This is a genomic window from Actinomycetospora sp. NBRC 106375, assembly GCF_030269665.1.
Taxonomy (GTDB): domain Bacteria; phylum Actinomycetota; class Actinomycetes; order Mycobacteriales; family Pseudonocardiaceae; genus Actinomycetospora.
In genome coordinates, this window is sequence record NZ_BSTS01000027.1 from 45,795 (window position 1) to 54,550 (window position 8,756).

The 8,756-nt window shown below is 71.4% G+C and carries 7 protein-coding genes; 1 reads left to right on the top strand and 6 read right to left on the bottom strand.

The genetic code is table 11. The features are described from left to right. Positions 1-23: 23 nt before the first annotated feature. Genes QSK03_RS29800 through QSK03_RS29810 form a run of 3 tightly spaced genes read right to left on the bottom strand, consistent with a single transcriptional unit; the run spans position 24 to position 5,657 of the window. A complete protein-coding gene (locus tag QSK03_RS29800) occupies positions 24-1,127 on the bottom strand; it encodes an Mrp/NBP35 family ATP-binding protein (protein ID WP_285659219.1) in 1,104 nt (367 codons plus the stop codon). Further along, positions 1,124-4,084 carry a molybdopterin-dependent oxidoreductase gene (locus QSK03_RS29805; protein WP_285659220.1) on the bottom strand — a complete coding sequence of 987 codons (2,961 nt, stop codon included), beginning with the start codon at positions 4,082-4,084 and terminating at the stop codon, positions 1,124-1,126. Before QSK03_RS29805 ends, QSK03_RS29800 begins: the two co-directional genes overlap by 4 nt. Positions 4,085-4,118: 34 nt before the next feature. After that, entirely contained in the window at positions 4,119-5,657 is a 1,539-nt protein-coding gene (locus tag QSK03_RS29810) for a 4Fe-4S dicluster domain-containing protein (protein ID WP_285659221.1), read from the bottom strand. A 136-nt stretch (positions 5,658-5,793) separates the two neighbouring features. Between QSK03_RS29810 and QSK03_RS29815 the strand changes: the two genes are divergently transcribed. After that, the gene (locus QSK03_RS29815) at positions 5,794-6,990 is read left to right on the top strand and encodes an NAD(P)/FAD-dependent oxidoreductase (protein WP_285659222.1); all 1,197 of its coding nucleotides are present in this window, start codon (positions 5,794-5,796) and stop codon (positions 6,988-6,990) included. A 10-nt stretch (positions 6,991-7,000) separates the two neighbouring features. On the opposite strand, the gene QSK03_RS29820 is transcribed toward QSK03_RS29815, so the two are convergent. From QSK03_RS29820 to QSK03_RS29830, 3 genes are all read right to left on the bottom strand, one after another. Beyond that, positions 7,001-7,765, bottom strand: coding sequence for a GntR family transcriptional regulator (locus QSK03_RS29820; protein ID WP_352232074.1), 765 nt, complete (start codon positions 7,763-7,765; stop codon positions 7,001-7,003). A gap of 139 nt (positions 7,766-7,904) precedes the next feature. Further along, the gene (locus tag QSK03_RS29825) at positions 7,905-8,264 is read right to left on the bottom strand and encodes a hypothetical protein (protein WP_285659224.1); all 360 of its coding nucleotides are present in this window, start codon (positions 8,262-8,264) and stop codon (positions 7,905-7,907) included. Positions 8,265-8,373: 109 nt separating this feature from the next. Beyond that, positions 8,374-8,682, bottom strand: coding sequence for a GNAT family protein (locus tag QSK03_RS29830; protein ID WP_285659226.1), 309 nt, complete (start codon positions 8,680-8,682; stop codon positions 8,374-8,376). Positions 8,683-8,756 lie beyond the last annotated feature (74 nt).

Sequence of the window (8,756 nt, forward strand, 5' to 3'; positions counted from 1 at the left end):
GCCCGCATCGGCAGGACGGTCGCTCAGACGACCGCGAGCGGGAGCGAGCGACGAACCAGGGGACGCCGCGTCGCCGGGAGCAGCTCGGCGATCCGCAGGAGCTCTCGGGCGGAGATGGCCGCTGGGGTGTCGCGGACGACCGGCACTCCGCGGTCGGCGGCCTCGCGCAGCGCCAGGTCCAGCGGAACGCGCCCGAGCAGCGTCGTCCCGGCTTCCGCGGCGAGCGCCTCGCCACCGCCGGTTCCGAACACCGCCGTCGTGTCGCCGCACGTCCCGCACACGGCGTCGGCCATGTTCTCCACGACACCGGCGATGGGCGCACCGGTGTCGGCGGCCATGCGGATCACCCGCCGCGCGACGACGCGGGCGGCGGTCTGCGGGGTGGTGACCGCGAGGAGCGCGGCGTCGGGCAGGAGCTCGAGGACCGAGAGCGTGGCGTCGCCGGTGCCGGGCGGGAGGTCCACGAACAGGACGTCGAGCGGGCCCCAGGCGACGTCGGTGACGAACTGGCTCAGCGCCTTGTGCAGCATCGGGCCGCGCCAGACCACCGGGTCGTCCTCGTCGACGAAGAACCCGGTCGACATCAACGACACACCGTGCGCCGGGATCGGTTGCATCTTCCCGCCCAGCACCACGGGCGGCCGGTGCACACCGAAGAGCTGGGGCACCGAGTAGCCCCACACGTCGGCGTCGAGCAGACCCACCCGCTGCCCGGTGGCGGCGAGCGCCGCCGCGAGGTTCGCGGTGACGGTGCTCTTGCCGACACCGCCCTTGCCGCTGGCCACGGCGTAGATCCGTGGCGCCGGCCCCGCCGACCGTCCCGTGTCGCCGGCCAGGCGGGCGGCGAGCTCGGCGCGCCGCTGTGGGGGCAGCGGGACGGTGTCGACGTCCACTCGGGTGCCGCCCGCGTCCTGCGCGGCCCTCCGTACCGCGGCGGCGAGGGCAGCGGCCTGGTCGTCGGCCACCAGCGCGACCTGTATCTGGACCCGGCCGCGCCGACCGACGGTCACCTCGTCGAGGGTGCCGAGCTCGTCGAGCGTCCGGTCCAGCTCGGGGTCCCGCACCGCGCCGATCGCGGCCCGCAAGGCGGCCTCATCGAGCGGTCGGCCCGTGCTTCCGATCCTCATCCGGAGGCACCGCCTTCCTGCGGCCCGGGGTCGGGGGTGCGCGGGGGCTGTGCGCCGTCGTCCACCCGGAACGCGCGGCGGCGCGGCTTGACCGGCCGCATGAGGAACTCGGGGCGCCGTTGACCACCGGGCCCGAGCGTCGGCCGGGTCTTCGCCAGCCACTGGCGGTAGACCTCGCGGGAGCGGGCGGTGTCGACGTAGACGTCGCCGTAGCGGTCGCCGGAGTGCGCCTTCTCCATGCGCACCTTCTGCAGCCAACAGTGCATGCCCGACCAGGGGTCGGGCTGCACGCCGAACGCGAGGTTCTGGTGCACTCCGGGGTCGTTCCACCAGATGCGCTCGGAGTCCGGGTCGTCGGACTCGAACGGCTCGATGCCGCCGCGGTAGCGCAGCTTCCAGGAGTCGGGCCCGTCCGGGTGCGTGATGTCGACCAGGCCCTGGACCCACCGGCTGCCCTCGGTCTCGTGGAGGCGCCACCGGCCCATGTGGTGCGAGAGCGCGCACACCCCGGGCCGGATGCCCTCGGTGACCCACACGCGGGCCACCAGGTAGCCGATCGCCGTCGAGAGACGCACGAGGTCGTCGGTGACGACGCCGTGGCGCTGCGCGTCGCGGGTGTGCAGCCACAGCGGGTGCGAGTTGGCGATCTCGTTGAGGTACTTCGCGTTGCCGGAGCGGGTGTGGATCAGCGTCGGCAGCCGGAAGGTCGGCACCAGCACGAGGTCGCCGGCGTCGAGGTCGATCTCCGAACGGGCGATGTGCGAGCGGATGTAGCCCGGCGTGGTGTGCTCGGGCCAGCCCCAATCCCGCATCGCGGTGGAGTACACCTCGAGCCGGCGCGACGGTGTGAGCCAGCCGGCGGTCGCGGTGCCGTCGGCGTGGCGGACCCCGACCGCGCCGGCCTCGCCGATCAGCGGCGGCACGGAGTCGTCGTCGGTCGGCTTGCGCAGGACCCCCTGCTCGTCGGGGACGGTCCCCTCGAGCTCGGCCGCTGAGAGCGTGCGCTCGTCCTGGCGGTAGAGGTCGGTGGCGACCTCGACGACGCCGTAACGGCGCATGTACTGCAGCGGGCTCATGCCCTCGGCCTCGGCCTTCTCGGTCAGGCCGGGCACACGGTTCTCGAAGATCCAGCGGTAGTACTCGTCGACGGTGACCTTCTCGCCGGGGCGGTACGGCGACTCGAAGTGGCGGCGGATGCCCAGCGAGCCGTCGGGGTCGATCCGCCAGGACAGGTCGAACCAGAGCTCGTTCTCCTCCCACACCTCGCCCGGGTTGGTGTCCCGCGTGTCGCCGACGGGCCGGCCGAGGCGCTCGCGGGCCACTCGCTGCACCGGCTGGCGGAAGCCCAACCACTTCGCGGCGTGCGTCTCGTAGGAGTGGGTGTCGTGGCGCTCGGTGGCGTGCCCGACGGGCAGGACGTAGTCGGCGAACTCGGCGGTCTCCGACCAGGTCGGGGTCAGGGCGACGTGGAGGCCGACCTTCTCGGGGTCCGAGAGCGTCTTCATCCAGGTGAAGCCGTCCGGGTAGGTCCAGATCGGGTTGAACACCCGCGAGAAGTAGACCTCGAGGCGCCCGCGTCCCTCCTGCAGGAAGTGCGGCAGCAGGATCGACATCTCGTTGGTCGACATCGGGTATTCGCCCGGCCACACCAGCGGGTTCCAGTGGTCGTGGGCGGGGACGTCGGGGCCGTGCGGGATGAACTTGTTCCAGCCGTTGGGGCTCGTCCCGCCGCGGGTGCCGATCGAGCCGGTCAGCGCGAGGACGAACCAGAGGCAGCGGGCGACCTGCCACCCGCCGAGATTGCCGGCCGCCGCGGAGCGCCAGATGTGCGCCGAGAGCCGGTGGTCGCAGTCGGCGACGAGCGAGGCCAGCTCCTCGATGCGCTCGACCGGGACCTGGGACTCCTCGGCGGCGAACGCGAAGGTGTAGCCGGCGTAGTCGGCCTCGAGCCGGTCCAGGAACGCCTCGAAGGTCCGGTCGGCGTCGGGGTGCAGCTCGGCGAGGTAGGTCTCCCAGTTGAACCAGCGCCGCAGGTAGGGCTCGTCGATGCGCCGCGTGCGCAGCAGGTGGGAGGCGATGGCGAGCAGGATCGCGGCCTCGCTGCCGGGCCAGGGCGCCATCCAGACGTCGGCGTGTGATGCGGTGTTGGACATCCGCGGGTCGACCACGACGAGCTTCGCCCCGGCGCCCTTGCCCTCCATGATCCGCTGCGCGTGCGGGTTGAAGTAGTGCCCGGTCTCCAGGTGCGAGGAGAACAGCAGGATCACCTTGGCGTTGCTGTGATCCGGCGACGGGCGGTCGAAGCCGCCCCACAGGGTCTGGCCGAAGCGGGCGCCCGACGAGCAGACGTTGGTGTGGCTGTTGTGCCCGTCGACGCCCCAGGCCTGGAGCATGCGCTCGGCGAAGCCGTCCTCGCCGGGTCGACCGACGTGGTAGGTGACCTCCTCGTGGCGGCCGTCGAGGATGGCCTGCCGGATGCGTCCGGCGATGTCGTCGAGGGCGGCGTCCCAGCTGACCTGCTCCCACTGTCCGCCGCCGCGGTCGGCGACCCGCCGCAGCGGATGCAGGATGCGCTCCGGGTCGTCGATCTGGTTGATGGTGGCCGGGCCCTTCGCGCAGTTGCGCCCGCGCGAGCCCGGGTGCGCCGGGTTGCCCTCGACCTTCTTGACCGAGAGGTCGTCCTTGTCGACGTAGGCGAGCAGGCCGCAGGCCGACTCGCAGTTGAAGCACGTGGTGGGCACGAGCATGTACTCGCGCGGCACCTTGCGCGGGTGGGCCTTCGCGTCGTACTCGACGTGGTGATCCCAGTTCTCCACCGGCGGGAAGTTGCGCAGGTGCTCGTGGGTGCGCGCCCCGGGCAGCGGGTGCGGGTCGTGCGCCGGGGGCGTGTCGTCGGGGGCGGTGGCGGGCGGCGCCGGACGGGTCGGTGCCGCGTCCCTGGGGGTGGTCTCGGTCATCGCTTCTCTCCGGTGGTGGGTCGGGGAGCGGGCGTCAGGACAGGGGCAGGTCCTGGCCGGCGCGGACGAACACGGACTCGTAGGTGAGCAACGCGACCTGCACGGCGAGCCCGCCGAGAGCAGCGAGCGCGAGCAGGCCCCCGCCCCACGACGGCAGGGCCAGGACGGCGCCCAGCAGGGCCAGCGCCACGCCCGCGGCCCAGAACTGCCGGGCGTAGCGGCCGTGGGTGACCAGGTGCGCCGCGACGGCGGCGGCCTTGGTCGCGTGCCGCCCGCAGTACTCGAGCACGAGCATCGCCACGTGGACGACGGTGGCGACGACGAGCGTGCGGGTGATCAAAGCAGCGCTCTCCGTCCCGGCGAGCAGCGCGGCGATCGCCAGGGCACCGGACCCGACCATGAGGGCCTGGACGACGAGATGCCAGAACAGCAGCGGCGACTGCCAGAGGTCGCGCCCCTCGGCCTGGCCGAACAGGAACGCCGTGTAACCGGCGACCATGATCCCGGTCGGGATGCCCAGGACGGCCAGCACGGTCCACACCGCCGGGCTCGAGTCCAGCAGCCCGGTCTCGACGGCGATGCCGTAGAGCAACCAGAGGCCCGAGACCGCCGCGAACGCGGCGAGCGCGTAGGAGCCGAGGACGAGCCAGGACCGGAAGTTGGACTTGGTCAGGATGTACCAGAAGCGGTCGGGCCGTTTCAGGTCGACGATCAGCAGCACACCGGTCGCGGCCGTGCCCAGCACACCGAGCGCCGGGGCGACGATGGTGGTGAGCACGCCGAGGTCGATGCCGGCGAGCAGCGCGAGCGCGGCGAGGAGCACAGCGCCGCCGCCGACGCCCTTGGCCCACAGATAGGTCGTGACCCGCCAGCCCCACGGTCTCGGATGCGCCGTGTTCAAGGTCGTACGGGCCTTCGTGACGGGGTCCATGGCCAGGTCCCGTGACACCTCGCTGCGGTGGGGGTCGGGCCGTGAGTAGAGATAGCCCGAGCTCGACGGGGCCGCCAGCGGGTCGAGGACCGCGCGCTCGGCGCCCAGGTAGAACACGTTCGGTCCCGTGTTCTGCTCCGGCGAGCGGACCTGGGTCGGGCGGGAGTTCACCAGCTTCGCGATGCCCGAGCCGGGGTCGTCGAGGTCGCCGACCCAGATCGAGTGCGTCGGGCACACCACCACGCACGCCGGCTCGAGGTCGTTGTCGATCCGGTGGGCGCAGAAGTTGCACTTCGCCGCGGTGTGGGTGTCCTCGTCGATGTAGATCGCGTCGTACGGGCAGCCCTGCATGCAGCTCTTGCACCCGATGCAGCGGTCACGGTCGAAGTCGACGATGCCGTCGTCGCGCTGGAACAGCGCCTGCGTCGGGCAGATCGTCACGCAAGGCGCGTCGGTGCAGTGGTTGCAGCGCATCACTCCGAAGTCGCGGGTGCTGTTCGGGAACGTGCCCTGGTCGACGTACTTCACCCACGTCCGGAACTGCCCCACCGGCACCTCGTGCTCGGTCTTGCACGCCACGGTGCAGGCGTGGCAGCCGATGCACGTCGTCTGGTCGATCGCGAACCCGTACCGCACCGACACCCCCTGTGATCGTGGACACAGCAGCGACGCGGACGCTAGTCCCTATGTCCCTACTTTTCCAGCGCGCCGAAAGGTTGAGGCAGGACGTCCGAATCGTTACCGTGCTTGTACCTACATATGTGAGGAGGACCACGCCATGGCGCGCCAGTACAAGACGGTCATCATCGGCGGGGGCTCCGCCGGCATCTCCGTGGCCGCACGGCTGCGGCGGGCGGGGGAGACCGACATCGCGGTCATCGACCCGGCGATGACGCACTACTACCAGCCGCTCTGGACCCTGGTCGGCGGCGGCGCCGCCCCGGTCGAGGAGAGCGCCCGGCCGCAGTCCTCGGTGATGCCCCGCGGGGTCACCTGGATCACCGACGCCGCCGCCGAGGTCGACCCCGATGCGGGCGAGGTGACCCTGGCCGGCGGCGAGACCGTCCGCTACGACCACCTCGTCGTCTGCCCCGGCATCCAGCTGGACTGGGGCAAGATCGCCGGGCTCGGCGAGACCCTCGGCCGCGACGGCGTGTCGAGCAACTACGCCTACGAGCTCGCGCCGGCGACGTGGAAGTTCATCCGCGAGACCCGCTCGGGTACCGCGGTGTTCGGCATGCCCGCGGGCCCGATCAAGTGCGCCGGCGCCCCACAGAAGATCGCTTACCTGGCCGCCGACCACTGGCGCAAGCAGGGCGTGCTCGAGAACATCGACATCCACCTCGTGCTGCCCACGCCCGGCATGTTCGGGGTCAAGGTCTTCTCCGACGCGCTGGCCAAGGTCGCCGACGACTACGGCATCACCGTGCACTTCAAGAGCGAGGTCAGCGCCGTCGACTCCGGGCAGCGCGAGGCGACGGTGACCAACCTCGACTCGCAGGAGACCACCAAGCTGCCCTACGACGTGATGCACCTCGTGCCGCCGCAGTCCGCACCCGACTGGATCAAGAAGGGTCCGCTCGCGGACGCGGAGAACCCGAACGGGTACGTCGAGATCGACAAGCACACGATGCGCCATGCCCGCTACGGCAACGTCTTCTCTCTCGGCGACGCCGGCTCGTCGCCCAACTCGAAGACCGGCGCCGCCATCCGCAAGCAGGCCCCGGTCGCGGTCGAGAACCTGCTCTCGGTCATGAAGGGCGGCGAGCCGACCGCTCGCTACGAGGGCTACGCGTCCTGCCCGCTGACGACTTCGCAGTCCACGATGCTGCTAGCCGAGTTCGACTACTCCATGACGCCGAAGCCGTCGTTCCCCTACATCGACACGACCCGGCCGCGCCGCGACATGTGGTACCTCAAGCGCTACGGGCTCCCGGCTCTCTATTGGAACCTGATGCTGCGCGGACTGGCCTGACCGCGGCGGGTCACACGCTCACGGCCCGGGAGGCCGTGACGTCGAGCTGGTAGCCGTGCGCGGAGAACCGTGCGTCGAACGCGAACCGATCACCGCGCACGATGCTCTGGCGCCACTCGACCGGCCTCCCGGCCGCGATGCCCGTCCGCTCGATGACGAACACCGCGGCGCCCTCGGGGCACTCGAGCAGCGCCCGCTCACCGGGGGTGGGCACCTGCGCGCGGATGCGCTCGTGCCCGGACTCCAACCGCGTACCGGTCCGCTCGGCGAGCTCCGCGTAGAGCGAGGTGTGGGTGAAGTCGGCGTCGAGCAGCGGCGCGGCCAGGGACGCAGGCATCCATACGCGATCGACGGCCAAGGGTGCATCGTCGGCGCGTCGGAGCCGCTCGAGGTGGAACAGCGGCGTGGACTCCTCAAGGTCAAGATGAGCCGCGACCACACCGTCGGCCCGCAGGCCCAGCACCCGGACGTCCGAACGCTGCATGAGTCCGGCGGCCTCGACCGAGGAGAACAGGCTGTAGAGCGTCCCGACCGGCTGCTCGATCTCCGCCCGGCGGACCTTCGGCGCCCGCCCCCGTTCCGAGGTCACCAGCCCCTCGGCGCGCAGACCTCGCAGGGCCTCGCGCACCGTGTTGCGGCTGACCTCGTACTCGGCGACCAGCGCGTTCTCGCCGGGGAAGACCGCGTCGAACTCGCCCGCGGTCAGCCGCCGCCGCAGGTCGTCCTGCACCTGCGACCACAACGGCACCGGGCTGCGTCGGTCCACGGCACGCATCGACACGTCCCACAGCCTAACGTCGAGACATTGGCTCAGGCGCGAACAACAGGCGCGATCGCGGCCGCGCGTTGTTGTTGGCACGGCGCACGACCAACGGTTCAGACCACGAGCGGCGAGCCCGTCGCGGCGCCGAGATTCAGGTGAGCCGGAGCTCGATCGGTGACGGGCCCTGCCGGAGCCACGCCCACCGGAATGTCGCCTGGACGCCCTCGCACCACCCGGGCCGCGCAGCGACGTCCGTCGAGAACTGCTCACTCCCTTGCAGGGCCGCCCGGCACTCGGCCTCGATCAACTCCGGTCGAGCTCGACAGGAGCGCATCGTCACCGGCGAGCGGATCAGACCACCGCACAGCGCCGTACGCAGAGGTGTCGCCGCCATCCATCGGCAGGTCTGCACCACGGCGCTGAGGTACCAGTCGGCGACCTCGTGGCCGAGGAAGTCAGCCCCGTCCTGATCGGCCTCGTGCCACACCGCGACGAACTCGTCGCGTGGCACGCGGACGTTCTCCCGCGTGACCTGTACGGGATCGGACCGGCCGGGCATCACCGGCCCAGGGTCGCACTACGGCGCCCCATCGGTCACCGACCTCGTCCCCGGCTGCCGGTCAGATCTCCTGGCCATTGCGCTCGATGGGTCCGGAGGGCCAGTCCGCGAGGGCGCCGTGCACCGGCAGCAGCATGCCGTTGCGGCGGTCGACCTCCGGCGCGTGATCGACACGAATCGACCGAACGGGGTGTTCGGCCAGGTGCGTCCAGCCGGATCGCTGGTAGAAGGGGCGGACGTCCGAGTCGCAGGTGAGGAACCCATAAGGCAGCCCGAGCGAGTGGAGGGTTGCGGCCACCGTCTCCATCAGGGCAGCTCCTAGTACTACAGCCTGAGTTGTAGTCGTCCGGCTCGGGTGCGGTAGTGGCATGCGCGGGCTCGGGCTTGGTGGCGTCGTCGCCAGAGTGACCAGGTCAAGATGCTGGTCAGGCAGCGGGTCGGGGT